Source organism: Ginsengibacter sp., assembly GCF_057362405.1.
The window spans coordinates 1-26,179 of sequence record NZ_JBMQQG010000235.1; the positions used below are offsets into that span (position 1 = coordinate 1).

At 38.9% G+C, this 26,179-nt stretch carries 28 protein-coding genes and 1 tRNA gene; 12 read left to right on the forward strand and 17 right to left on the reverse strand.

Annotated features, from left to right (window positions below; all coding sequences use genetic code 11):
• Both ACO1O5_RS19860 and ACO1O5_RS19865 read right to left on the reverse strand, forming a co-directional pair.
• The coding region (locus ACO1O5_RS19860) for a metallophosphoesterase family protein (RefSeq protein ID WP_486273373.1) at positions 1-812 on the reverse strand (812 nt) is incomplete at its 3' end.
• Entirely contained in the window at positions 812-1,684 is an 873-nt protein-coding gene (locus ACO1O5_RS19865; RefSeq protein WP_486273374.1) for an SdiA-regulated domain-containing protein, read from the reverse strand. The genes ACO1O5_RS19865 and ACO1O5_RS19860, both read right to left, overlap by 1 nt.
• A 125-nt stretch (positions 1,685-1,809) precedes the next feature.
• On the opposite strand from ACO1O5_RS19865, the gene ACO1O5_RS19870 reads away from it, so the two are divergent.
• From ACO1O5_RS19870 to preA, 9 genes are all read left to right on the forward strand, one after another.
• Positions 1,810-3,267 (forward strand): CoA-acylating methylmalonate-semialdehyde dehydrogenase, encoded by a 1,458-nt coding sequence (locus tag ACO1O5_RS19870; RefSeq protein WP_486273376.1) that lies wholly within the window; start codon positions 1,810-1,812, stop codon positions 3,265-3,267.
• A gap of 35 nt (positions 3,268-3,302) precedes the next feature.
• The gene (locus ACO1O5_RS19875; RefSeq protein WP_486273378.1) at positions 3,303-3,932 is read left to right on the forward strand and encodes an ORF6N domain-containing protein; all 630 of its coding nucleotides are present in this window, start codon (positions 3,303-3,305) and stop codon (positions 3,930-3,932) included.
• A 41-nt stretch (positions 3,933-3,973) separates the two neighbouring features.
• Entirely contained in the window at positions 3,974-5,332 is a 1,359-nt protein-coding gene (locus tag ACO1O5_RS19880; protein ID WP_486273379.1) for an aminotransferase class III-fold pyridoxal phosphate-dependent enzyme, read from the forward strand.
• Positions 5,333-5,336: 4 nt separating this feature from the next.
• Entirely contained in the window at positions 5,337-6,872 is a 1,536-nt protein-coding gene (locus ACO1O5_RS19885) for an NCS1 family nucleobase:cation symporter-1 (RefSeq protein WP_486273381.1), read from the forward strand.
• Between the two features lie 25 nt (positions 6,873-6,897).
• Positions 6,898-8,301 carry a dihydropyrimidinase gene (hydA, locus tag ACO1O5_RS19890; RefSeq protein WP_486273383.1) on the forward strand — a complete coding sequence of 468 codons (1,404 nt, stop codon included), beginning with the start codon at positions 6,898-6,900 and terminating at the stop codon, positions 8,299-8,301.
• Between the two features lie 210 nt (positions 8,302-8,511).
• Positions 8,512-9,378 (forward strand): nitrilase-related carbon-nitrogen hydrolase, encoded by an 867-nt coding sequence (locus ACO1O5_RS19895; protein WP_486273385.1) that lies wholly within the window; start codon positions 8,512-8,514, stop codon positions 9,376-9,378.
• Positions 9,379-9,469: 91 nt separating this feature from the next.
• On the forward strand, positions 9,470-10,822 hold the full coding sequence (locus tag ACO1O5_RS19900; protein ID WP_486273387.1) for an NAD(P)-dependent oxidoreductase: 1,353 nt from the start codon (positions 9,470-9,472) through the stop codon (positions 10,820-10,822).
• 49 nt (positions 10,823-10,871) lie between these two features.
• Positions 10,872-11,246 carry a GxxExxY protein gene (locus tag ACO1O5_RS19905; RefSeq protein ID WP_486273388.1) on the forward strand — a complete coding sequence of 125 codons (375 nt, stop codon included), beginning with the start codon at positions 10,872-10,874 and terminating at the stop codon, positions 11,244-11,246.
• Between the two features lie 43 nt (positions 11,247-11,289).
• Positions 11,290-12,558: an NAD-dependent dihydropyrimidine dehydrogenase subunit PreA gene (gene preA, locus ACO1O5_RS19910; protein WP_486273390.1), complete on the forward strand. Its 1,269-nt coding sequence runs from the start codon at positions 11,290-11,292 to the stop codon at positions 12,556-12,558.
• A gap of 8 nt (positions 12,559-12,566) precedes the next feature.
• On the opposite strand, the gene ACO1O5_RS19915 is transcribed toward preA, so the two are convergent.
• Positions 12,567-13,184 carry a pseudouridine synthase gene (locus ACO1O5_RS19915; RefSeq protein ID WP_486273393.1) on the reverse strand — a complete coding sequence of 206 codons (618 nt, stop codon included), beginning with the start codon at positions 13,182-13,184 and terminating at the stop codon, positions 12,567-12,569.
• 74 nt (positions 13,185-13,258) lie between these two features.
• Between ACO1O5_RS19915 and ACO1O5_RS19920 the strand changes: the two genes are divergently transcribed.
• The gene (locus tag ACO1O5_RS19920) at positions 13,259-14,833 is read left to right on the forward strand and encodes a M28 family metallopeptidase (RefSeq protein WP_486273395.1); all 1,575 of its coding nucleotides are present in this window, start codon (positions 13,259-13,261) and stop codon (positions 14,831-14,833) included.
• Between the two features lie 107 nt (positions 14,834-14,940).
• Positions 14,941-15,576, forward strand: coding sequence for an endonuclease III domain-containing protein (locus ACO1O5_RS19925; RefSeq protein WP_486273397.1), 636 nt, complete (start codon positions 14,941-14,943; stop codon positions 15,574-15,576).
• Between the two features lie 68 nt (positions 15,577-15,644).
• Here ACO1O5_RS19925 and ACO1O5_RS19930 read toward each other — a convergent pair whose 3' ends face one another.
• From ACO1O5_RS19930 to ACO1O5_RS19955, 6 genes are all read right to left on the reverse strand, one after another.
• Complete coding sequence (locus ACO1O5_RS19930; RefSeq protein WP_486273398.1) at positions 15,645-16,097, reverse strand: hypothetical protein; 453 nt, start codon at positions 16,095-16,097, stop codon at positions 15,645-15,647.
• Positions 16,098-16,137: 40 nt separating this feature from the next.
• Positions 16,138-16,428, reverse strand: coding sequence for a DUF1272 domain-containing protein (locus tag ACO1O5_RS19935; protein WP_486273400.1), 291 nt, complete (start codon positions 16,426-16,428; stop codon positions 16,138-16,140).
• Positions 16,421-16,894 carry an OsmC family protein gene (locus ACO1O5_RS19940; protein ID WP_486273402.1) on the reverse strand — a complete coding sequence of 158 codons (474 nt, stop codon included), beginning with the start codon at positions 16,892-16,894 and terminating at the stop codon, positions 16,421-16,423. Before ACO1O5_RS19940 ends, ACO1O5_RS19935 begins: the two co-directional genes overlap by 8 nt.
• A 131-nt stretch (positions 16,895-17,025) precedes the next feature.
• Positions 17,026-17,364, reverse strand: a complete 339-nt coding sequence (locus tag ACO1O5_RS19945; RefSeq protein WP_486273404.1) for a hypothetical protein — start codon at positions 17,362-17,364, stop codon at positions 17,026-17,028.
• Positions 17,333-17,464: a hypothetical protein gene (locus ACO1O5_RS19950; protein WP_486273406.1), complete on the reverse strand. Its 132-nt coding sequence runs from the start codon at positions 17,462-17,464 to the stop codon at positions 17,333-17,335. Before ACO1O5_RS19950 ends, ACO1O5_RS19945 begins: the two co-directional genes overlap by 32 nt.
• A gap of 265 nt (positions 17,465-17,729) precedes the next feature.
• Complete coding sequence (locus ACO1O5_RS19955) at positions 17,730-18,356, reverse strand: c-type cytochrome (protein WP_486273408.1); 627 nt, start codon at positions 18,354-18,356, stop codon at positions 17,730-17,732.
• A gap of 187 nt (positions 18,357-18,543) precedes the next feature.
• Between ACO1O5_RS19955 and ACO1O5_RS19960 the strand changes: the two genes are divergently transcribed.
• Positions 18,544-18,978 (forward strand): cupin domain-containing protein, encoded by a 435-nt coding sequence (locus ACO1O5_RS19960; RefSeq protein ID WP_486273409.1) that lies wholly within the window; start codon positions 18,544-18,546, stop codon positions 18,976-18,978.
• 25 nt (positions 18,979-19,003) lie between these two features.
• Here ACO1O5_RS19960 and ACO1O5_RS19965 read toward each other — a convergent pair.
• The 8 genes from ACO1O5_RS19965 to ACO1O5_RS20000 all read right to left on the reverse strand — a co-directional run bounded on the left by ACO1O5_RS19965 (position 19,004) and on the right by ACO1O5_RS20000 (position 25,810).
• Positions 19,004-19,076, reverse strand: a tRNA-Thr gene (locus ACO1O5_RS19965).
• Positions 19,077-19,139: 63 nt separating this feature from the next.
• Positions 19,140-19,652 carry a GNAT family N-acetyltransferase gene (locus ACO1O5_RS19970; protein ID WP_486273411.1) on the reverse strand — a complete coding sequence of 171 codons (513 nt, stop codon included), beginning with the start codon at positions 19,650-19,652 and terminating at the stop codon, positions 19,140-19,142.
• Positions 19,653-19,845: 193 nt separating this feature from the next.
• Entirely contained in the window at positions 19,846-20,229 is a 384-nt protein-coding gene (locus tag ACO1O5_RS19975; RefSeq protein WP_486273413.1) for a TM2 domain-containing protein, read from the reverse strand.
• A complete protein-coding gene (locus ACO1O5_RS19980) occupies positions 20,216-20,458 on the reverse strand; it encodes a DUF2752 domain-containing protein (protein ID WP_486273462.1) in 243 nt (80 codons plus the stop codon). The genes ACO1O5_RS19975 and ACO1O5_RS19980 overlap by 14 nt, the downstream gene beginning before the upstream one ends.
• A 197-nt stretch (positions 20,459-20,655) precedes the next feature.
• The gene (locus tag ACO1O5_RS19985) at positions 20,656-21,720 is read right to left on the reverse strand and encodes a PAS domain-containing protein (protein WP_486273415.1); all 1,065 of its coding nucleotides are present in this window, start codon (positions 21,718-21,720) and stop codon (positions 20,656-20,658) included.
• 836 nt (positions 21,721-22,556) lie between these two features.
• The gene (locus ACO1O5_RS19990; RefSeq protein WP_486273417.1) at positions 22,557-23,402 is read right to left on the reverse strand and encodes a transposase; all 846 of its coding nucleotides are present in this window, start codon (positions 23,400-23,402) and stop codon (positions 22,557-22,559) included.
• 79 nt (positions 23,403-23,481) lie between these two features.
• Positions 23,482-23,907, reverse strand: coding sequence for a hypothetical protein (locus ACO1O5_RS19995; protein WP_486273419.1), 426 nt, complete (start codon positions 23,905-23,907; stop codon positions 23,482-23,484).
• A gap of 139 nt (positions 23,908-24,046) precedes the next feature.
• Positions 24,047-25,810 (reverse strand): hypothetical protein, encoded by a 1,764-nt coding sequence (locus tag ACO1O5_RS20000; protein WP_486273420.1) that lies wholly within the window; start codon positions 25,808-25,810, stop codon positions 24,047-24,049.
• Positions 25,811-26,179 lie beyond the last annotated feature (369 nt).

The following is a 26,179-nucleotide window of genomic DNA, read 5'->3' on the forward strand; positions in this document are numbered from 1 at the left end:
ATCATATTGGCGTAGGCCGGGTAGTGCAAATCTTCCGGAGTGCCAAATATTCCTCTCACTATGGGGTATAGGGAACCAATAACGGGTAATGGAATCCACAGATTCGGTTTCATATCTGTTAACGGGAAAATATTTTGTTTTAAACGAAAATATCCGCCATGAATTCCATAACTCTTCAAAGTATGATGGCCTGCGAGGATGATTAGCTTTTTAGAATTCCTGTTTAAAATGTCTTCAAGTTCATTATAAAATTGCTCAGGGGTTTTGTACGGACAATCTGATTCAATACCTGGCCGGTCGCCTGGTTTTCTTATGAACCATTGGCTGTCGAACACTACTAATTCAACGTCTTTACTAATGCCGTATTCCACAGGGCCGGGGCATCCATCTGTCGGCAAAAATTGTATATTTTTTCCTTTTGAATTGATATACCTGTCTTGCCGGTTTACTATTTTAAGCCCATTCGGATCTTCATTGTTCCAGTCATGGTTACCTGGGATGAATACAATTTTTGCATCGGTGCCTGCCACAATATTTATTTGTGAATCTATTACAGCTCTTGCCGCAGCATATCCCGGGTCATCATCATCCGGAAGCCCATGATCATATATGTTATCACCCAAATAGATCACGGTAGTTTTGCTATTAAGTGGAATAAGGTCGCGGGCCGCATCCACAACCGGTTCTCTTCCATAGTTAAGATCTCCCGCATCGCCAATTAGAATAATGCGTGCCTCAATGGAATCTGATTGGGCATAACCAAGGCTGCAGATGAAAATAAACAACACAAAAAGTTGCATACCTTTTCGCATCAGCTTTTTCTTTTTGGGTTAAAAATTAACAAGTCCGCGGTTCCATATTTGTCAACTGCTTCGTTGGAGATCAGCAGATCACCCCACGGCGTAAACGTAATTCCTTCAGGCTGCTTAAAGATAACAGGATTTAAGGTGTAAACTTCTTTGGTATTGCCTTTCCTGTCAGTAACAATTAGTAACTGGTTGGCAGATGCCAGTATCCAAACATCTTTGGTTAACGGGTTAATTGCCGCGGCGGATGGCTTTAATTTTAATTTTTCTGTGCCTAACTTTTCAGCTATCGTTTTTACATTAAGTGAAAATTGAGACAGTGAATAACGATCGTTCGAAGGATCAAAATCCCAGGCAGATACATCACTTTTTTTATCATTTTCACAATCTTTACAAAGAACAATTAACCCCTTATAAAGATCATCATAATACATAGATTCAAATTCATTTTTATTTCTATCAGCGCCGGGAAAAACACTTCTTCGGTTGAAGATAGTATCACCCTTTTCGGAAAAATTGACCGTTACCACGTTGCCGTTACTTTGTAAAACATAAAACGTATTGTCGTGTAAAAAAACGTCTTCGAAATCCATGCCCGTTTTATCGAACTTCCACTCAGTTATAAGGAAATCTTTATTTAAATGAATTTTATAAAGATTTCCGTTGTCGTCTGATATGGCGAAGACACTGCTATCTTTGGGGTAGAAACAAATCCCGGAAATTTCTGAAAGTGCATCGCCTAGTTTTAAAATTTTTGGATTTTCAAGATCATATTCTTTGCAAGGTATGGTAATGTTGTTTTTATTAGAACTGCAACCTTCATAGGAATGGAGTTTAGCAAAGAAGAATAAAATGAGAATCAAATTTCGGCCTGGCATAGCTCAAAATAAAAATGCGTTTAAGATATTTTGTTTTCTTTAAGGAATAAATTTACAATTTGTAAGCACCTGGTTGATAAAATAATTGGTTTACCAAAAGTATGCCCGAAAAAATTAGTAAGTATATGAAATACAATAAGGTTATAAATTTTATCGATGGTAAATTTATAAATCCATCAACAGAAAAATATCTCGAAATAATCTCTCCCATTGATGGCGCTCCACTTTCAAAGGTTGGTTTATCATCTTACCCGGATCTTGATAAAGCGGTTGCCGCGGCAAAAAAAGCATTTGCTTCATGGAGTAAAACGCCGATAAAAGAAAGAGTTCAGGTTTTTTACCGGTATAGAAGCCTGCTGGAAAAAAATTTGCAATCGTTAGCGGAATTATGTTCGGAAGAAAATGGTAAAACCATTAGTGAATCTATCGCCGAGATTGAAAAAAGTATTGAACTAACTGAGTTTGCCTGTTCCTTGCCGCAACTGATAGGTGGTGAAGTTTTAGAAGTAAGCCGTGGCGTTGAATGCAGGATTGAGCATGTGCCGTTAGGAGTTGTGGCGTCTATCGTTCCGTTTAATTTTCCAAGTATGGTGCCCAACTGGACCATTCCAAACGCCATTGCTTTGGGTAATTGTATGATCTTAAAACCTTCTGAAAAAGTTCCGTTAAGTGCAGGAAAGCTGGCAGAATTATTAAAAGAAGCAGGCTTGCCTGATGGGGTTTTTAATATTGTAAATGGTGATAGCGAAATTGTGGAAGCCATTTGCGATCATCCCGGGATTGCAGCCGTGTCTTTTGTAGGTTCAACAAAAGTTGCCAAAATTGTTTATCAAAGAGCAACTCATAATTATAAAAGATGTTTGGCATTGGGCGGCGCCAAAAATCATTTATTGGTTTTACCCGACGCTATTGCGGATATGACTGCGCAGAATGTTGCGGCGAGCATGAGTGGCTGTGCCGGCCAGCGTTGTATGGCGGCAAGTGCAATGGTGGGTGTTGGTAATGTTGATGCTATTATTGATAAGATATGTGATGAAGCGATGAAAATTGTGCCGGGTAAAAATCTGGGTGCTGTTATCAATAAACAATCAAAGGAAAGAATTGAAAGATATATAACAGAAGCCGAAGACCAGGGAGCCAGAATTTTACTGGATGGAAGGAATGTAAAAGTAGAAGGAAAGGAAAATGGCACCTATGTAGGTCCGACAGTTATTGATTATGTAACGCCTGAAATGTCTGTTGCAAAAGAAGAAATCTTTGGTCCTGTGATAAGTATTATGCGGGCCAAAAATGTTGATGAAGCTTTGGCAATTGAAAATGCAAATCCTTATGGAAATGCGGCCAGTGTGTTTACACAAAATGGCGGAATGGCGAGATATATTATTGACAGGGCAAGCGCCGGAATGATAGGAGTGAATGTTGGAGTACCTGTTCCGAGAGAACCATTTTCTTTCGGTGGCTGGAACGAAAGTAAATTTGGAGTGGGAGATATTACAGGAAAGAGTTCAATTGAATTCTGGACTAAATTAAAAAAATCGACAGTGAAGTGGAACCCGGAAGCGGGAGTTAACTGGATGAGTTAATTGAATGATTTATTAAGATGATTAATGGAAATAATATGGCTAAAGAAAAGAAGAATATTCAGACTACAAAACTTGATGAAAAAATCATCAGAAAAATTTATGTTATTCGTGAACAAAAAGTGATGCTGGATTTTGATTTGGCTGATTTGTATGAAGTTGAGACCAGATCTCTCAACCAGGCGGTAAAAAGAAATCTTGATCGTTTTCCGGAAGATTTCATGTTCATTTTAACTGCTAAAGAATGGACAGAGATGATATCACAATTTGTGATATCATCCGAAGATAGTGCTGATTTTCAAGAAAGTAAAATGATGAGGTCGCAAAATGCGACCGCATCCCAAACGAAAAGAAAAACAAGTTCACCACCATTAGCGTTCACCGAACATGGCGTCACGATGATTGCCAGCATCTTAAAAAGCGACCGGGCAATCAAAATGAGTATTACTGTTGTTAGAGCGTTTATTGAGTTGAAAAAAGCAGCTCTGCAATACAGCGGAATTATTGAACAAATTCAATTATTAAAACAGCATCTCGGTGAACACGACGTTCAACTCAATGCTATCTACACTGCATTAGAAAATTTAATGGACGATAAAGTTGATAAAGAACTAAAAGAAAAGGAATGGATCAACAGAAAGAGAATTGGTTTTAAAACTGGTAAATAAAACGAAAATAAGTTTTTTTAAATCTCGATTAATAATATACCATGAGTACACTTGAAAAAGCCGCACCAACCAGGACAGAGACTTCTGAAATAGTTCAAAACAACCAGGACCATACCATATTTTCCTGGAGTAAACAAAAAGGCACCAATCCCATTGCAGTTGCACATGCCGAAGGTGTTTACCTGTATGATTATGATGGTAAACGATATATAGATTTTTCGTCAGGATTGATGAATGTAAACATTGGTCACGGCGATCAGCGGGTAACCGATGCAGTTATGAAGCAGATGCAACAGGTGAGTTATGTTACGCCATCATGTGTTACAAAAGCCCGCGGAGAGCTTGGTAAGAAGCTCGCAGAAATTTGCCCGGGTGATCTGAACAAAGCTTTCTTTACTTTAGGCGGGGCCGACTCAATTGAAAATGCTATCAAGCTGGCGAGGCTTTATACAGGCAGACATAAAATTTTGTCACGCTACAAATCATATCATGGTTCTACAAATGCAGCCATGACAGCCAGTGGAGATCCGAGGAAGCTTGCAGTAGATTCCCAGCAGGCGACCAATTTTGTTCATTTTGATCTTCCTTATTTATATCGTTGGGAGTATGGGGAAGAAAATTTATTGAAGGAAAGCGTGGCGCAATTGGAGCGTGTAATTGCTTATGAAGGTCCTAATAATATTGCGGCAATTTTATTGGAAGGTGAATCAGGTTCATCAGGCTGTATGCAATATCCAAAAGGCTATTTAAAAAAGGTACGAGAGTTATGCAATAAGAACGGCATTCTTTTAATAATGGATGAAGTTATGAGCGGCTTTGGGCGTACCGGCAAATGGTTTGGTTTTCAGAATCATGATATCGTTCCGGATATGATTGCAATGGCGAAAGGCCTTACTTGCGGCTATCTGCCTTTTGGCTGCTTAATGGTATCCGATAAAATTACTTCAAAGTTTGATGACGCATATCTTTCAATCGGCCTTACATATTCAGCACATCCAGTGTGTTGTGCAGCTGCATTAGAAGTTTTGAAGATCTATGAGGAAGACAACCTTATCGAAAATTGTGTGGCAATGGGAAAATATTTGGATAATAAAATAGAGGAACTGAAGACAAAGCATCCGAGCATCGGCGACTGCAGGAACACTGGTTTATTGGGTTGCCTCGAGCTTGTGAAAAATAAAGAAACAAAAGAACCGATGGCACCATTCAACGCAAAGCCCGACGAAATGGTTATAATGAGTAAAGTGGCTGCCAAAATAAGAGAACTGGGGATGTATACATTTGTAAGATGGAACTATGTTTTCATAGCCCCACCGTTATGCATAAACGAAAAGCAAATTGACGAAGGTCTTGCTATAATAAGTGAAGCAATTTCAATTGCAGACGGGTATGTAAATTAAAATTATGGATCAAAATGTAGATAATCTTGCTGCTGTCCTTAAGGAACCTTTGTATGTTCCGCATGGGGCTTTATACAGCGAAGACCTCGCCCCGGTTCCCAAAGAAAAAAGAACCTGGGGAACCTGGAATTATGCTGCACTTTGGATCAGCATGAGTTTATGTATTCCAACTTATATGTTGGCGAGCTCACTAATTGGAGGTGGGATGAACTGGTGGGAAGCGATTCTAACGATTTTCTTGGGCAATGCTATTGTATTAATTCCAATGATCTTAAATGGACATGCTGGAGCAAAATATGGAATTCCGTTTCCTGTTTTTGCAAGAGCAAGTTTTGGAGTAAGAGGCGCTAACATTGCTGCAATGCTGCGTGCAATTGTTGCCTGTGGTTGGTTTGGTATTCAAACATGGATAGGGGGGTTCGCTCTTTACCAGATGTTACGGTTATGGGTACCCGCAATTGAAACGTTGCCGCAAATATTTCCTGCTTCGTTTGGGTTGCAGACAGGTCCTGCAATAACGTTTTCTCTTTTTTGGTTATTAAATATGTATGTGGTTTATCTGGGAGTGGATAGCATTAAAAAGCTGCTGGTATTTAAAGCTTTCTTTTTGCCGGTTGCGGCATTGGCTCTTTTGGCGTGGGCGATTTTTGTAGTGCACGGACTGGGGCCAATATTAAAAGAGCCTTCAAAATTTGAAACTAACAGCGCCTTCTGGGATTTCTTTTTTCCGGCGCTTACCGGTATGGTTGGTTATTGGGCAACACTTTCACTAAACATTCCTGACTTTACACGTTATGCAAAAAGTCAGGAGGCTCAAATACGCGGCCAGGCAATCGGGCTTCCGACATCTATGACTTTATTCTCGTTTATAGGTGTAGTTGTAACATCTGCTACTGTTATTTTATATGGGGAAACTATCTGGGACCCATTGGTTTTAGCCGGGAAATTCAGTAGTAAATTCGTTGTAAGTGTTGCTATGATTGCGGTCGCGATATCAACGCTTGCAACAAATATTGCTGCAAATATTGTAAGTCCTGCCAATGATTTTGCGAACCTTGCTCCTGCAAAAATAAATTTCAGGAAGGGTGGATATATAACTGGAATCATCGGCATTTTAATTTTTCCATGGAAATTGATTGCTGATCCCACAGGTTATATTTTTACATGGCTTGTCGGGTATTCGAGCCTGTTAGGTCCCGTTGGAGGCATCATGATTGCCGATTATTATTTCATAAGAAAACAACAATTAGTTACGCAAGAATTATATCAATATAAAGGAAGATATTTTTTTAACAACGGATTGAATGTTGCTGCGCTAACAGCTTTACTTATCGGGATATTTCCGAATCTTCCCGGTTTTTTTACAACAATAAAAGTAATTCCACAAGACGCAGTCCCGCTTTGGGTTTCACATTTATATAATTACGCCTGGTTCGTGGGATTTTTTGTGGCAGGACTGGTTTATTATATTATGATGAGGAAATATAAAATTGAATTAAGAAATCTAAAACCGGTTGGGCTTATAGAGCAATTTTCTTAGATTGAGAATATCAAAAAAATGTAAGATGTCTGTATTGATAAAAAACGGTAGAATTATTACGGCAGCAGATGATTATGTTGCTGATATTTTTATTGAAGGTGAAGCAATTTCAGCAATTGGAAAAAATTTGTTTGCAACCGTAGAGACGCAAGGCCTTGCGTCTCTACGGGAAATCGATGCTTCCGGTATGCTTGTCTTTCCCGGCGGGATTGATCCGCACGTGCATTTGGAAATGCCTTTTATGGGAACATTTTCCAGTGATACACATGCCACAGGAACAAGAGCTGCATTGTTTGGCGGCACGACCACCGTTGTTGATTTTGTTTTGCAGAAGCAAGGTCATTCATTGCATGAAGCATTAAATGAATGGTTTGGCAGAGCTGGTGGAACTACTTATGGTGATTATAGTTTTCATATGGCTGTTACCGATTTCAATGAGAACACGAGGAAAGAAATTAAGGAGATGATTGAGGAAGAAGGCATTTCTTCTTTCAAAACGTTTATGGCTTATAAAGGCGCGCTGATGATCGATGATCGCCAGATGATTGGCCTGATGGAGGAAGTAAAGAAGCAGGGTGGAATGGTAACTGTTCACGCGACTAACGGTGATATGATCGATTACCTCATTCAAAAGAATCGTGAAGAAGGAAATCTTTCTCCGCTATATCATTATCTATCGCAACCTGAAGTTACAGAGGCAGAGGCTTCTGAAAGATTTGTAGATATGTTGAATTATACGGGTTGCCCGGGTTATATAGTTCACCTTACCTGCGAAGGCGCATTGAATGCAGTACGCAATGCAACAAAGCGAAACCAGCATATATTTGTAGAAACATGTATACAATATTTGCTGCTCGATGCGTCTTTGTATGAAGAGAATTTTGAAGGAGCTAAGTGGGTGATGAGCCCTCCGCTTCGCGAAAAGAAAGATCAAAAAACTTTGTGGGCCGGTATAAACCAGGGACTGGTAAATGTTGTTGCAACGGATCATTGTCCTTTTATGTGGGAGCAAAAATTAATGGGAAAAGATGATTTTTCAAAGATACCTAACGGTCACCCCGCAATCGAAAATAGGATGGAATTGTTATTTAGTGAAGGAGTTGCCAAAGGAAAAATCACTTTAAATAAATATGTTGAAGTTGCCTGTACAAATCCTGCAAAAATATTTGGAATGTATCCGCGTAAGGGAACAATAGCCCCTGGCAGCGATGCGGACATTGTAATTTTTGATCCTGACGAAAAACATACGCTTTCTGCAAAAACACATCACATGAATGTTGACTATTCCGGATATGAAGGATGGGAAGTAACCGGTAAAGTAAAAACAGTTTTATTGAGAGGCGAGATTGCTGTTGAGGACAATGAATGTAAAGTGGAAAAGGGGTATGGGAAATTTATTAAAAGAAAAAAGGTGTCTTCTATGATCTGAGTTCACGCAAAGAAGCAAAGTAAATAAAGTCGCAAAAGCCTCTTTTGCCTCTTTTCTCCTTATGCCTCTTTGCGGGAAACAAAAAATATGCCCTATGAACTAACTGTACAAGTGAGTCCTTCGGCTTACTCAGGATAAATTACAACCGGGGTGCCCAAAGAACTGAAGCTCGTAATCAAAAAATAAATTTTTTATTAAAATACATAACCAATGCCAAGAAAAATTAAATCAGGTTTGATACAAATGAGTTTGCCAAAAACTGAAGGCGAGGGAACTATTGAAGAAATTAAAGAGGCGATGGTGCAAAAACATTTGCCTTTTATTGAAGATGCAGGCAAGCAGGGCGTGCAGATACTTTGTTTACAGGAAATTTTTAATACGCCTTACTTCTGTCCGGGGCAAGATAAGAAATGGTATGAATCTGCTGAAAGTGTTCCCGGGCCTACAACAGAAAGGATGCGGGAGTATGCGAAGAAATACAATATGGTGATGATTGTTCCGGTATATGAAAAAGAGCAGCCGGGCGTTTTGTACAACACTGCAGCAGTCATAGACGCAGATGGAACTTATTTAGGTAAGTATCGAAAAAATCATATTCCGCATACAACAGGTTTCTGGGAGAAGTTTTTCTTCAAGCCCGGAAACCTTGGCTATCCTGTGTTTCAAACCAAGTATGCTAAAATTGGCGTTTACATTTGTTATGATCGCCATTTTCCGGACGGTGCAAGAATACTTGGTTTGAATGGTGCTGAAATAGTTTACAATCCTTCAGCGACGGTTGCCGGCTTATCACAATATTTATGGAAACTGGAGCAACCTGCACATGCTGCTGCTAATGGATATTTTATGGGTTGCATCAATCGCGTTGGTGAAGAAAAACCGTGGAACCTTGGAAAATTTTATGGCTCGTCATATTTCGTTGATCCACGTGGACAAATATTTGCACAAGCATCAGAAGATAAAGATGAATTGCTGGTCGCGGAATTTGATTTGGATATGATTGAAGAAGTGAGAAATACCTGGCAATTCTTTAGGGACAGGCGACCAGAAACATATGGCAAGTTGGTGGAACTTTAAAATGCATATCACGCAAAGAAGATAAGAAAGTAAAGTCGCGGAGAATTAGCGCCTTATTTTCTTTGTGTCTTTGAGTGAAAAAAAGTAATTCATGTCAATCAAGAATAACAGACTAACGGAAGAGCAATACGCTGAAAATTTCGCCGATATTCATCCGCCTTTTGAGAATAAGGAGGCTGCATTGGTAGAGGCCAACCGTTGTTTGTTTTGTTACGATGCTCCGTGTATTAAAGGTTGCCCGACGAGTATCAATATCCCAAAGTTCATAAAACAAATAGCAACTGATAATATTAAAGGCTCCGCTCACACGATTTTTATTTCAAACATCTTTGGTGGTGGTTGTTCAAGGGTTTGCCCGGTAGAGAAACTGTGTGAAGGAAATTGTGTATATAATTTATTGGGAGAAGAACCAATTGAAATTGCGAGGCTACAGCGATGGTCAACAGAAAAAGCGATAAAAGAAAAATGGAAATTATTTGAAAGAAAAAATTCAACTGGCAAAAAGGTTGCAATTGTTGGCGCTGGCCCGGCCGGACTTTCATGCGCTCATGTCCTATCACGGGAAGGTGTAGACGTAACCGTTTTTGAAAAAGAAAGCAAAGGTGGTGGATTGATGACTTACGGTATTGCTGCCTATAAAGTAACACCTGCTTTTTGCGTTGACGAAGTAGATTTTATAACATCTGTTGGCGGAATCAATATTCAATATGATCATGCATTAGGAAAGGAAATAAAACTTGAACAACTGCAAAATGATTATGATGCTGTTTATCTGGGAATAGGAGTTGGACTGGCCAATAAATTAAATATTCCCGGTGAAGATTTGCAAGGAGTTGAAGATGCCATCAGTTTTATATATGATATCAGGACAAAAGGTTATCCTAATGTTCCCGTTGGAGAAAAAGTTGCGGTAATCGGGATGGGAATGACTGCAATAGATGCGGCCACGCAAGCGAGAAGGCTTGGCGCCAAAGATGTAACGATGGTGTATAGACGCACTGAAGCAGAAAAGAATTGCACGCAGGCTGAATTGGACATTGCTATGCTGGACGGCTGTAAAATACAAGGGTTGGCGTCACCAAAGGAGATTGTAGGAGAAAATGGGAAAGTGACTGCATTGCTTTGTGATGTAATGAAATTGGGACTACCTGATAACTCAGGAAAGCCTGCGCCAATCCCAACCGGCGAAACAATTACGCTTGAAGTTGATATGGTGATCAAAGCAACAGGGCAAAGCCCATTTGCCGATTTAATAAGTGAAAATGGAATTGAGAATCATCGTGGTAAAATTGTTTTAAAAGAAAATAGTTCGACAAGTATTACCGGAGTCTTTGCTGGCGGCGATGCCGTGAATGGAGGCAAAGAAGTGGTTGATGCAGTGCAGGCGGGCAAAGATGGCGCCACAGCAATTTTAAAATATATTGCCACGAATTACACCGATTGACACAAATCAGATGAATTTTTAATGACATCAGTGTCGACATGCTTTTTACATGAGTGAAATTATTTATAAGGACGAATCTTATGCCATTATTGGTAAATGCATGGAATTGCATAACGAACTAGGCCATGGATTTTCAGAAATAGTTTATAAAGATGAATTGGAAATAGAATTTAGCGAAAATGATATTCTATACGAAAGAGAAAAGGAATATCCGGTTTACTATAAAGGGATAGTTCTAAATCATAAGTTCTATGCAGACTTTATAATCTTTGATAAAATAATTTTGGAAGTTAAATGTGTGAAAACAATAAGTGATGAACATGTTGCACAGGCAATTAATTATTTGAAAGTGTCTCAAAATAAGCTTGCTTTGGTGGTTAATTTTGCGAGAGGCAAATTAGAATATCAGAGGCTGGTTTACTAATTTATTCGTTGGTATTCGTGTATTCGTGGCAAAAAAATGAACAATGGCAAATCTTAATTCGAACTTTCTCGGGATAAAATCTCCCAACCCTTACTGGCTGGCAAGTGCGCCGCCAACTGATAAAAAGATAAACGTGTTGCGTGCGTTAGAAGCAGGGTGGGGTGGAGTTGTATGGAAGACATTGGGCTCACAAGTGAAAAATGTTTCCTCTAGATATTCTGCGGTGAATTTTAATAACACGAGAGTAATGGGTTTTAATAATATCGAACTCATTTCAGACAGGCCACTTGATTTGAATTTAAAAGAGATTAAAGAAGTGTTGAAAGAATTTCCTGATCGTGCAATGGTTGTTTCGTTAATGGCTGATAATAACCGGGAGAGTTGGCGTAAGTTAATTAAGCAAGTGGAAGATACCGGCGCACATGGTTTAGAATTAAATTTTGGGTGCCCCCACGGGATGACCGAGAGAGGCATGGGCGCAACAGTTGGCCAGGATCCGGAAATTGCACGAATGGTGGTTGAGTGGGTAATGGAAGCAGCAACAATTCCGGTCATTACAAAACTTACTCCCAATGTGCATTCTGTAGTGCCGACGGGTAAAGCAGTTGTCGAAGCTGGAAGCAACGGACTCTCATTGATCAACACCATTCAATCTGTAACGGGAATTGATTTGGATACCCTTGTTCCCAATCCTTACGTAGCAGGAAAGAGTGTATTTGGTGGATATTGTGGACCGGCAGTAAAACCAATTGCGTTAAAATTTCTGGCAACAATAGCTCAGGATAAAATTACCAATAAAGTTCCTGTTTCGGGTATAGGCGGCGTTAGTACCTGGAAAGATGCGGCAGAGTTTATGTTGTTGGGTGCTTCCAATGTGCAGGTATGCACGGCCGTTATGACGCATGGCTTCCGTATCATTGAAGACTTATTTGAAGGGCTTAGCAACTGGATGGATGAAAAAGGTTTTGCTACACTGAATGATTTTATCGGCAAATCAGTTCCAACACTTACGCATTGGGAAGACCTTGATATCAACTACCATCATGTGGCCGATATTAACCAGGATAGATGTATTCATTGCGGGCTTTGCTACATTGCTTGTGAAGATGCTTCACATCAATCAATAAGCCTGACCCAAGGCAATCCATATAATACTTACGCCATAAAAGAGGAAGAATGTGTTGGCTGTAATTTATGCCAGTTAATATGTCCTGTTACTAATTGTATTACTATGGTGGAACATCGGGTAGACGAAGAATATCTGAACTGGAAAGAGTTTCAAAAAAGAGGGATGTCGTTGAATGACCATTGAATGAGCTTTTATTCAGGAATGATATGTAACTTTCTGAAGAACTCGGCTTCATCCAGTTCTTGAATAGCGCCCGGAAGTAAATTTCCCAAATTTAAATCTTCAATGCTCACACGAATTAATCTTTTACAGCGGTGATGCACCGCGGCTATCATCTTTCTTACCTGCCTGTATTTTCCTTCGTACAGGCTTATTAAAAGCCAGGTGGACTGACCATACTGTTTAGTTGAATGGATTTGTGGATAAATAGTTGCCGGATTTGCAACTACTTCAACTTCGCATGCCGATGTAATATAATTAAGACCGCCATCTATACGGATTGAAACTCCATTTCTCAAGCGTGAAAGATTTTCGTCGCTCAGTGAGTTATTGATTTGCACCAGGTAGACTCTCTTATGCTGCACTGTGCCTGAAAATAACAAATGCGTTACTCTTTTATTAGTCGTTAAAATCAGCAGCCCTTCAGAATCATTATCTAATCTTCCAATAGCATGCGTTCCTTCGGGAAAATTGAAATTAAGATCTCCCAATAAACCAACTTCGTGCGGGCTTACAAACTGTGATACCATGCTACACGGTTTGTTGATGATAAAATATCGATGAGTGCTTTTTAGTTTCGAACCGATCATAAAAGAAGAGTTATTGAATAGTTTTCTTTTTAAGTTTTCGCAAGATATTATTAACTTCTCGAAAAATTTTACGCATGCAACATTCAAAACTAATTGTCCTATGTCTTCTTTTTATCCCTTCGATACTATTTGCCCAATCAGAAAAAATTGACACGGCTGTTATGAGCCAGATTCGCGAAGAAGGGTTGCACAATTCTAAAGTTATGGATATTGCCTTCCATCTTACTGATGCCAGCGGACCAAGGCTTACAAGTTCGCCAGGTTTTTTTCGTGCTGCCAATTATGCAAAAATTCAATTAATGCGGTGGGGACTGGTTAATGCGAAGCTGGATCCATGGGGCGATTTTGGCAAAAGCTGGGAACTGGAAAAATCGTATATCGCTATGACGGCTCCGTGGTACAAATCGTTGGAAGCGTATCCTAAAGCGTGGACTTCCGGAACTATAGGTTTGCAAAATGCCGAAGTAATTCTGATTGCCGCAAAAGATTCCGCGGGCCTCGATGTTTATCGTGGAAAGCTTAAAGGGAAGATTTTGATAATGGATAACAGTGATACTTACAAGCTAAGTTTTATGCCTGATGCGAGAAGATATACTGATGAAGAACTGGATTCGATGGAAAATATCCAACTGCAACCGGAGGACACAGTGGCAATGCGTAGACGAAGAGAACAATTCAGAAGCCGCTATCTTGGGCAACAAAAGCTGTTGAATTCATTAAAGGCAATGGCAGTAAATGAAGGTGCCGTTGCTATTTTCACGAGCAATCCTCGTGACCACGACGGAACAATTTTTGTTCAACAGGCAGGACCATATAAAATTACCGATCCTGCAAACTTCCTGGACATCGCATTGCAATGGGAAGACTATATGACTATTGTGAGATTGTTGAAGAATAATGTACCGGTAAAAATGGATGCCGATGTTCAAACTAGATTTTTCACAGACGACACTAAAGGATACAATGTAATTGCTGAAATACCCGGTACTGACAACAAATTAAAGGATGAGGTTGTAATGCTTGGTGGACATTTGGATTCATGGCAAGGTGGAACGGGAGCTACTGATAACGGGGCTGGTTCAATGGTAATGATGGAGGCAGTGAGAATTTTAAAATCGATAGGCGTAAAACCGAGAAGAACGATTCGCATCGCATTGTGGAGTGGCGAAGAAGAAGGATTATTAGGCTCAAGAGGTTATGTTAAAAAAACATTTGCGGATCCAGCCGACATGAAGTTATTGCCGGCACACGAAAAATTCTCCGCCTATTTTAATGTAGATAATGGAACAGGAAAAATTCGAGGTGTTTATTTACAGGGCAATGAAGCAGTGCGCCCGATTTTCAGGCAATGGCTTGCACCGTTTAGTGATCTTGGAGCCAAGACACTTACAATAAGTAATACAGGAGGTACGGATCATTTATCTTTCGACGCGGTTGGTCTTCCCGGTTTTCAATTCATCCAGGATCCACTTGAATACGATACAAGAAATCATCATAGCAATATGGATGTCTCCGAACATTTGCAGGCAGATGACTTAAAACAGGCCGCAACAATAGTGGCCGCATTTGTTTATGATGCAGCAATGAGAGATGAAAAACTGCCCAGGAAGGAATTGCCAAAAGCCAACCCGAATGGAAGAGGATTTTGATTGACAATGATGATACTAACAGTTAGGCTTACATGTAAAATGAGTTATTAAATACCTTAACAACGTTTGGTACGACTATACAACAGATTTATGTAAAAAATTTTATTATGCCCAACAAAGTAAACTGGCCTGACGCCATTAAGCCCTTGCTTAAAAAATATAAAAGTAAACCGCATCCTCTTGAATATAAAAACATATACCAGTTGGTTGTTGTGGTTGTGCTGGCCGCCCAGGATTCGGATAAACATATCAACCAGGTTGCCCCGAAATTTTTTGAAACATTTCCTGACATGCAATCTTTAGCAAAGGCAAGTCATGAGGCAATAATGAAAAATGTTGCGGGTATCAGGAACTTTGCCCACAAGGCGCAATGGCTTTTGGACATAGCTCAAAAAATAAAGAGTAATAAAAACATTCCGTCCACTTTGGATGAACTTACCGCGTTACCAGGCATCGGACGTAAATCTGCAAATGTAATATTGCGTGAATGGGGCAAAAAACCGGAAGGTGTTATTGTTGACCTGCATGTGGTGCGTGTTGCACCAAGGCTTGGTATAGCTTCAGGCACAGATCCTAAAAAAATTGAAAAGCAAGTTATGGATGTTCTTCCAAAAAGCGAATGGGATGCCGGCATGGCAATGTCTTTCCTTGGAAGAGAAATCTGCCGGCCGAAAGATCCTAAATGCGAAATATGTGTGATGAATAAAGTTTGCGCTTTTTATAAGGCTAATAAAAAATTATGAACAGGCTTCAATTTTTTAGCGTCTCTATTTAAATTATCAACACTTGCCCGGGAATATTGTTACTTCCGTTATACACCAAATTGCCTTAGATGGTGATCAGTATGATTATAGTTCAATTTACCCCAATCGTTCCTTGTAAATTTTCCGGCAAATTTATTTTCCGGGATTAGCGTTGTTGTATTGCAGAAATTTTCCAAAGCCTTCTTTAAATTTTGGCGTTCTTCTTCAAAGTCTCCAGGGTTAACGCCAAGACTAACGGTGTTTATTTCAACAAAGGTCTCCGCTTTCGCTTTCGGAGGTTTTGCATTTAATAGAAAAAATTTTAAAAGCCACTTTGGCATCGGAATTTTTTTTGGCAATGTAGGATCCAGTTTTCCTGTCGGGATGTCAAATGCCATAGTCATGTGCCGTAAACCCTGGTTCACGTTCATTTTTCCCCAAAGTGCTTTTGAATCCGGCGTGAGCTTATCAATCCTTGACAGTAATTCTTCCTTTGCTTTTTTATCAAATAAATTTTTCATTTTTTGTTTTTTAGAGTAGTGGTTGGGGAGGCATAAAGGCTCATCTTTCATTAGGCGGGATGTCCTTATATCTTTTAAGGGTTACTTGAAATTGATCCGGCTTGACCGGCTTCAAAAGTTCTCTTGCAGAGACAGGATATTTTTCTAAAAGCGGTTTAGGCCTCGTGGGACGCTTTTCAAATCCGCCGCCACAATTTGGGCAAACATTAAACAGTATGTCATTTACACAGGCTATGCAAAACGTGCATTCAAACGTACAGATCATAGCCTCGGTGCTTTCATTAGGAAGCGGCTTTCCGCAGTTTTCGCATATGGGTCGTATATCAAGCATTTGCTGCTTTGCAGTTTGGTTTATGATGAATCGGGAAATTGCATGAATTAGCTATGTAACATAATTTGTTGGCCGTATGGTGTAATTCATCTGCTTTTTTAATCATCGATACATCGCTTACAATAACGCTTGGATGTAAAGTTACTTCTATGAAACGGCCCCCACCATCGTTTGATTCCTGCATAGTTCCCGTTGCGGTATCTACATAGTCAATAACAACAACTTTTTCATCGGAGCATAGGTGTAAAAACCAAAGCATGTGACAGGTAGATAAGGAAGCTATGAATAATTCTTCGGGATTATACTTTGTTTTGTCTTCCCGAAATGACGGATCCGAAGATCCATAAATGCAATCTTTTTCATTCACACTAATTAGGTGACTTCGTTCATAAGCCGTATAATTACTTGTTCCCTTTCCTAAATTGCCCGTCCATTTAATATCAACTTTATAATTGTGATTTTTCAATTCATTATTTTTTACAAAAAAATATTACAACAAAAATAAAATAGTGTTATAAAAAAAGCACGAGCTGCGCAAATATCTTTTCATAAAAAAGCCATGAGCTGCTAGTCTCATGGCAAATCATTATATCAACATCAAACTTTACTAACAGAGGGTTTTCCTACGAGCCCGCAAATCCATCCAACTATTCCACCCGTAATTGCCGACATCACTGTGAAAGTGCCAACATCACCCATAACACCTGTGGAGGTCATAAGATTGGAGGTTCCGTACATGATAAGATCGTAAGAAAGGCTCGTAAACAGCCCTACTATGGCACCCGTTACCAAACCACCACTGATGGAATTGACATTTGATTTTATGAAAACATAAGCCAAAAGAAATCCTCCAAATATATTTCCCAGTGCTAACGACCACCAAATAAATTGATCCATGGCCCTGCTAACACCAGTGGCTGAACCGGCATTCTTCATAAAAAAAATCTGAAAGCAGATTACCATAAAATACCCAGCCGAGCAGGAAATAGATAATGCCGCCAACAATTCCCCCGATAAGAAATTTTTTTGTGTTCATAACTGATTACTTTTAGTGATTAATTAAAAATTGTGTCGCGGGTACGTCTCTGTTTACCAATTTTCAAGAGGGCCTTAAAAAGAAAAACTTCTGTTAGCTTGTAATCAATGGAGAGTAGGAAAAATTTCTTTGGCGTTTTGAAAAAATGTCAGCGAGTTATATCATAGATTTTCAGATTTAGTCCACGAGGCAAATTGTTCCGGGTTTTACCATGCCCTTTAATTTAAACGCATGGTAAAACTCGGAAACTTCCAATGCTATTGTTTCACTGCTTGGCAGGAGGAGGAAGCAACATAGCGGTTGGTTGAACATTCTTAATTGGTGGTGTTGTTTTAAGGTAGGCAAAAATGGCTTTCATTTCGTCGTCTGTCATTAGAGTTGCCGGCATCATTGACATAGGCGGCATAAGCGGCCGTGTATTATCAAGACCCATCCACTTTTTCTCTTTCAGAGCTTTGAGAAATTGCGCTTCAGTCCACATACCAATGCCCGTTGAGTCCGACGTAATGTTTGCCGCGTACGTTATTCCCCACGGCCCCATCCACGCTGTAAAACTTTGAGTAACGACAAGCCCTTTTTTTGCAGCTTCTTTTACATCGAAAGCTGGTGGGGGTTGTTGGGCTGGGTGCCCTGAAAGCATCAGGCTCATGTCATCCTCCGGCCCATTAGGGCCCATTTTCTTGGGGGTATGACAATCGTTGCAGCCGCCTATTGTAACAAGGTGCTCACCCCATTTAACCTGGCTTTCGAAGCCGCCATTGTCATTCTTTGCAACAACTGTCGAGTCTTTTTGGTTCCCACCGGTAGCTGGCTGATTATTGTTGCATTTTGAGAAAATAAAAATTGTTAGTGCAAAGGCACACCAAATAAAAATAGCAGAGCGCTTTTTCATAAAAATGTTTTTTTAAGCTAATAATTTGTAAAGAGTCGTCAGGTGTTTCGCAGCGGAGAAAGAAATCTTATGGTACAGTCGTATGCTAAATATATATATAAATATTTAAACAAAAAGAAAAAGCCGTTAATTTTATTATTTAAAGAAAAATATAAGCGAGTCGATTTCTAAACTGAAATTAAAGATTATGAAAAATAGTAATGATAATATTGACCCGGGTGCGGTTGAAGACCACGACGGAATTTTAACTATCCGTGGGGGTGGAAAAAGAAGGGATTGGAATGGTATCTATTATAAACAAGGGATGTCCGCTAAGAACGTTGGTACCACAAAGCTTTCTGCTAATATTGCAACCATTCCTCCGGGCGGAGTTGCCCATGCGCATATTCACGTAGATTTCGAGCTTATACTTTATATTTTGCAGGGAAAAGTGCGACATGAATTTGGGGGTGGATTAAAAAAAATATTAGAAAACGAGGCGGGGGATTTTATTTATATTAAGCCGGGAGTGCCACACGAAGTATTTAATATGAGCGACACTGAACCCGTGGTTGCTTTTGTAGCAAGGTCTTCCGCCGATGAATGGGATAACATAATTCCTTACGAACGCAACAAAAAATAAAAGCTTTCGTGTTATTTACCTATTGAGCCAATTATTGGACTCGAACCAACGACCTGCACATTACGAGGGTGCTGCTCTACCACCTGAGCTAAATTGGCTAATAATTCAAAAATAAAATAAATAGATCCAAAGATTATAAGAAATATTATATTTTCTATTACCTAAATTTCCTTTTGCATCACTATAAATTCAAGTGGTCGTTTTGGTATTCCAAATTTTACCTCATTGGGGAATGGTTTTTTTTCGCCGGTATCTTTATAGCCATGTTTTTTATACCATGCAATGAGCTCGGCACGAACTGATATAACGGTCATTTCAATGATTGAGCATTCTTGTGATTGTGCATATTCTTCAGCTTTAACAAGGAGTTGTTTACCAATTCCTTTGGCCTGGAGCATCGGTGAAACAGTAAGCATTCCCAGGTACATTCTGTTTCCTCTTTTTTCAAGATATACGCAACCTTGCAAGAGATTATTCCCGCCGACCCATTTCAAAATGACAGAACCCTCTTTAGAAATCATTTCCTTGAGGCTCTCGGAGTCAGTGCGTATTCCGTCAAGCAGGTCTGCTTCCGTTGTCCACCCTTTTTTTGAGCTATCTCCGCGGTAAGCACTGTTTATAAGGATTTCTAATTGAGGTATATCCTGTAGTGTGGCCTTTTGCAGTATCAACATATAATTCTTTTAAACCGTTAGTCCAACGAAATTAGACGTTGCAGTCAAATTTACAGCCTGGTTCATCATGATCCAGTTAGCAGGATTGAGTTGGTTAGTCAGGATTGGAAAAATGTATATAATGAGTAGTAAGCGTTGTTTTTTTACAGCTAATAAAAAAGTATAATTCTAAGGGAAACCTAATGAAATGATTTTATCTTTTGATCATATTCAGCATCGTTAAAGTTTCGGCAATCATTTTGCCATTATATTCCAATGCGAGATCCTTGTGATTTATAGCATCTACAATCGTGCCTATAACACATAAACCTCCTGTAAAAAAATAGAGAATTCCCATGCCTACCTGTCCGAGCACAAAGCGGTGAATGCCCGCAACAAATACAAGGCCGAGCAGGCACAACAATAAAATTGTCTGAGGGTCTTTCCTTTTAGATCGATAAATCATGCAGAAATGAGTTAACTCATCATCACCGAAGCCTTGTGTGCGTGAGTTAATAGTAATTAATTCTTCCGGCGTAATATCGTAAAGATATTTTAAAAGTACTGGGTTCACCGGGTTTGTGTTATTGAAGTCCATGATAATAATTTATAGTTTTAGAAAATACGCATAGCCGAAATAGATTGTATATCCTGCAGATGAGAACAGTTACTGCAAAAATCCCCAGTGGATGCGTTGAAAGCGATTCATGAATATCTCCATGGAATAAATAACTGATGGAATGGCCAAGACCGCAACCCGGACAAAATTTTAGTCCCAAAAACTTAAATATACAGAATGAATAATGAGAGTCGCAGCCGGGAGTCATAACAGCTAAGGAGACAAGAGCCGTAATCCAAAAAGTCAGTTCAAAATATTTCCTGAATAGAATCCTCAAAATTGCAGATTTTATTACAAGATATTTAAATGCGTTTGAATTATAAAGCCATTTGTCAGAATATTCTCCTTAAATCAACTAATAGTTTATTTACGATATTAACCCAAAAACGGATAGTACTATTAATTTTAAGAGGGGATGCTAAATTCCAGAAGAAGCGTGTTTTTATTTTTTCCAACGAAATTTTTCCAGGAACCATCATAATACTCCAGCCGGTGTTCAATATCAATGAATTCTTTGCTCCGTAAAGGCAACTTAAAGCTAACATCGCTATTTTGAAGACGTAAAATTAATTTGTCATTCAAACGGCTAATTTCAATAGTTACCGTTTTACATGCCGGACTGTTTGACGCTAATAACAAGTAATTTTGAACAACACGGAATATAGAAATTTTGTCGCTTATTGCGAGGTTCTCTATCTTTTTATCCAAACAATTAAATCGTATTAAGACGGGGTGCCTTCCTTCAAACTTGTTAATGTATTCTTTAATTCCTGCAACAAGGCCGATCATCATAATAATAGAGGGAGAAAGATCAGTACTGATTATGTTCAGCTCGTCAATCGCTTCGTGAATATTTTGGGAAATCGTTGGTAGAAACGTTTTGCCGTCTTTGCTTTTTTCACCGGCATCAAGCAACATTTTAGATGATGCCAAAATTTGATTTACTTTATCCCGCAGCTTATAAGAAATTAGTTCTCTTTCTGTTTCCTGGGTTTCAATTACTGAACGTAACACTTCTCTTCGTTTCGCTATTTCAGAATCAATAAGCTTCTCCTCAAGTTTCATTGTCATGTTTATATTGGCAATATGAACAAAAAAACCTAATACTTTTCCCTTTATCTTATCAGGAGTATAAGTAACAATATAGTGATCAGTTGATCCGTCTGGCAAATTGAAATCTCTCTTAAAAACCTGCTTTTTACCAGATAGTACTTTCCTGATATAATGGCGGTTTTCGGGGTAAAGAGGTCCCAAAAACTCTTTCATTTTCATTTGGCCTATTAAGGCATCGCCCGATTTGCCAGCCCACTTTATATAAGCTTTATTTGCAAATCTGCACACTTCATTTTCATCCCAATATGCGAGCATTGCGTCGACGTTATTTACTACCCGGAGACAGATTTCAATGAGGTTGCTGTCTTTCCGTAAATCTTTTATAGAAGGAATTTTATTTGTTGATCTAAGGGGCATTTATCTAAATGAATAACTTATTTATAGCTCAAAAGTATTATCCCAGGCAGACTTCAATTTTTAACTAAGGATTTTGAATTAAGAGGACTTTGTAAAAATTTAAAAAAGCATTTGTTGCATTTGAAATGACGCAACAACTTTTATAAAGCAGGTAAACCTGTTTAATTAAGGAACTTATAGGGGGAACAACAATAATACAGAAAATAAGTTTAAATCCAATCATTTTTCAACGTTATTTCACACCTGTACTTAAAAATGCGTGTCTTTAATCCTCCTCTGATATCTTCTAAATAACCAGGAAGCATAACCAAAATAATTTTATTCATTTAATTCCATAATTCGATGGCGATGAAATAATGTTTTTCGATACCCTATATTTTTAAAATGATAAAACACCACCCAAACCATTGAGATAGATAACAATCCCTCAGCTTTGTGATGTGCATAACTTTGTGAAAAACCGGTGCAGAACAACCAGTGAAAATATTTGGAAAACCGTCTATTGTGTATGTATCTTAGTGGTACAAAGTTGGAAGTGGAAAATCCCTTAAAAGATCAAAGCTTTCAGCAAAAAAGCATCAGGTTAGTTTAATTAGAATTCCGAGCAATCGGAATGATAAGAAGAGCGAAATCAGATGCTTTTTGTTTTATGCACTTCGGTCTGATTAGGGTCTTCCTGAAATTGCAAGCAGAGAAATATTTGGGGTTAGGTGAGAGTTGCATTGGGATGATTTTTTTACTTTTTATGGGTGTTAATTTGTTTTTACTTATTCATTTTTCTTTTTTTATTGTTGTCAAGACATAGATCTTCTTCGGTTATTTGGTCTTGCTGTTTTTTATGCTGCAGGTTGCAACTGCTGTTGTTGCGCTGCTTTTTTTGCTGCCTGTATTCGTTTGCCTATTTGCAAGGCATTGCAGGTAAGCAGGCTGAAAAATATCCACACCTTTTCATTGCCTTGTGTCTTTGCTTTTATTTTATTCATCTGGTAATGGTTCTTCTCGTTACCAAAACTTCCTTCCAATACGGTGCTTCTTATTTTACTAAGAATGGAACGCATTTGGCTTTTCTGTTCTTTGAGTTTGCCTTCATTGCCCTTGGGTACAAAGCTGGTGGCTATACTATTTTTAGTACAATACGTTCTGTTATCGTTGGTGCCATAAATGGCATCGGCTCCCATTTGGTGGCAGGCTCCAAAATACCTCTTCTGCAGATGAATGGCGCTTTGCAGCCGTGTGCCTTCATTAAAGTTATCGTAACTGAGGTGTTCTATAAAGCTGATGCCATCTACCAATAGCATGTTTACTTTAGCGCCAAACTCTACCGGCTTTACTTCTTTGCCACGAACAATGGGACGTACATACGGTTTATGCAGTGATACAATCCTATCGGGCACCGTTGCCTGCTTGCCAAAGTGCAGTTGCCATTGCTGTTCTTTTAATTTAGTGATGGTAGTAAGCCGGTGGTACTGGCTGCCGCTTAATACTTCGGCATGTTTCTTTAATAAATCATCTAACTGTTCCATTAAACGAACCAGGTATTTGAGCAGCAGCCTGCATATCTTTTTGCTTTGCCTCCTGCTTTTCTTTCTGCGTTTGGCAAAGCCCAGGTATTGTGTTTTGCGCTTTTCATGATTGATCCGGCTGTGGCGAAGCTTCAATTCCCGGCGCTTATTTTTTATCATCTGGTATACATCACAACATCCTTTCCATATCAACTTTGCATCCGTGGGATATTCGATGTAACTCTCATAAACCGTAGCATCACAAAAGCCAGTATGGGTTTGTGAAGGGCTTCCAGTGCTGCACGCAACTGATTTGCAACTTATCTATATCAAGTTTTTTTGAAAGAAAACAACGCCAACGGCCCACAATGTCTTTATCTTTTATCTGTTCTCCTGGTTTTAAAAGAATACCGCAAAACATTTGCATTTGCCAGTTGCCATTGAGTTGTTCTATCAGCATGGCATCACTGCAACGGTAATAGGATTTTAATATTTGCAAAGCCATCCCGCCCTTTACGTCAAACCAGGGCTTACAACCTTTATCACTTATTGCACGCTTGGGTGTAGCAACTTGTTTGCTGAGCGTATCGAATGGAATGGCCCGGTAAAGTTCCCCAAGAGCTGTATTGTAAAATGCTGCTAACTGAACATCGTAAGGATGTTCAAATAATAAATTGCGGTACATTTGGGAAGTATTTGTCTGCCCCGTTTTGAGCACTTTTTATGCCATTACGGGGTTTTTAGTACAATAAATTATCCCCAAACTAAAGCCCAGTGTGCATTACGGAATTATAGGAGGACCCTGATTAGTATGGATTAAATTATTAGTTTACCTGGATAAAGTCAGGCTTCCTCACTAATTGAGTATTGTATTTGAAAGTTATATCAGTACTAATGTCCACCCGCCAATTCTCATTGTTAATGTTTTTCTTTAAAAAATAATAACCTTTAAGTTCAAGTGTTCCAAAAATAAGACTCTCATTTCGTGTTCGTAAACCTGCTCCAACAATTGTGTAGATATTACTTGTATTTATTGGAGTGTTATAAGGGGTGAACAGCCCGGCATTGCCAAAAATAAAAGGTGCAAAGCGAAATGATTCTAATGCCCATGGACTGTAAAAAACGGATTCTGCTTTTACGGATGTGCGAAGAGAGCCTCCTTCCGGCCCACGTCTAAATGCAGGCAGGCCATATTTACTATTGATATATAATGGCTCGTTGAGAACTGTATTGATTTGTTTAGCAATGCCGACATCAACAAACGTGCGCTGCTTCCATTTTTTTCCTATAGCTTTTAAATGGTCAAAGTAATCAATGGTTCCAAACAAATTAATATCCTCAAACTTTTTATGATCCAGGTAACCTTCCGCACGTATGGCATAGCTGAAGTAGTTATTTCTTGCATTGAAAGTGGATCGTTCATAATTAAAGCCTAAAAAAGGACGAGATAAATTCTGCTTTTTCGTGTACCCGGCCGTTAGAGTAAGATTCAGACCTTCGGGAATATCTTCATTAATTCCAAATGCATATATATACTGGGATTTATAAAAATTTTGCCGATAAAAAGATAATGATGCTATAGCTGCGGTAAGATTTGCATAGCGCCAATCGTATTGGGGAATATACTTAAGTGGTATGTCCTGGAATTGTTGATCAATAACCCGTAAGCCTATTAATTTTCTTAGCTTTTTATCCTCAGCTGTAGTGCTGAAACCAGTGGAATTAATGTTATATCCCAACCATGTATCCACATTGTAATACCTGTACCGCTGGTCTGTTAAATAAATCGAATCAGAAGAATACATATTCCTCGTAGAATGATAAGATCCGTCAAACTCATATGTCCAATGCGCATAACGGTTTATTAAGGGTTTTGTAAGCCTCATAAAATAAAGATTTTCTTCTTTAAGCCCTATTATATTTGGGTAATAGCTTTGATAACCAAAATTAAAATTTATAAAGCTGTTGCCTATATTTCTCAAGATGTATTCAATACCAGCGCCGAAATTTCTTCGCCTGCTTATGTCGTATAAACCGTGTATAACAATACCATTTCCTGACCCTGTAATATTATCTTCTCTAACGGCCACATCAGTATTCTTTAATCCTAATGATGAAATAGAACCACCCAGGGAAAACAGGTCTTTTACCACAACGTATACATCAACTGAATCCAAACTAAGGTCATGCGCCGGCTCCAAATCTATAACTGCATCCTGTATGTAAGGTAATTGCCTAAGATAAGTTTCGTTATCCGCCATGAGGTAAGGAACGAGCAACTCGTTCTCTCTGAAGAAAAGGTTATTTCGAATAACTGCCCTTCGTGTGGTATGGTGTACTGTATTAGCAATTTTAGTGAATGCGGTAACCACTTTTTTTGAAGTATCGGTAAGTGGAATACCAAAAGGAAGATCTTTAATTATTATCTTCCTGATAACAGCTCCTTCAAAAAGTTTATAGGGTGCATCATTTCTTCTTAGATTGTTGGCTTTTTTTATAGGGGTTGTATCTCTTGTAAAGCCCTTAAACATTTTGCCAACGAGCCCCTTTCGCGTTTTCAGATATTCGTCGAGCGATATTCTTATCATTGAATCCGATTTCGGCCTTTTAGCTATGGTATCTGAAATTGACTTTTTAGGAATTGTATCCATTTGCGCATACAAGGAAAAATGCAACGAATAAAAGGTGCAGAGTATAAACAAAAATCGTAAAGTTCTCCTGTTGCAAATCATCCGGCATTTTGAAATATGACTGTAGTAAAAATAGTAAATAAAGGATAAGGTTGAGGGGCGACTGACACCTTTTATATTGATTATAACTTTAGGCTTTCACCCACCTGCGCCGGGAAATTGTTTCCAGGATTTCAATATCTGAAAATATAGAAATGCCTTCTTTAAAATTGCGTTTTAAGCTAGCGATATCGGGTAAAGGCCACGAAATAAAGCGGCGAAACTTTT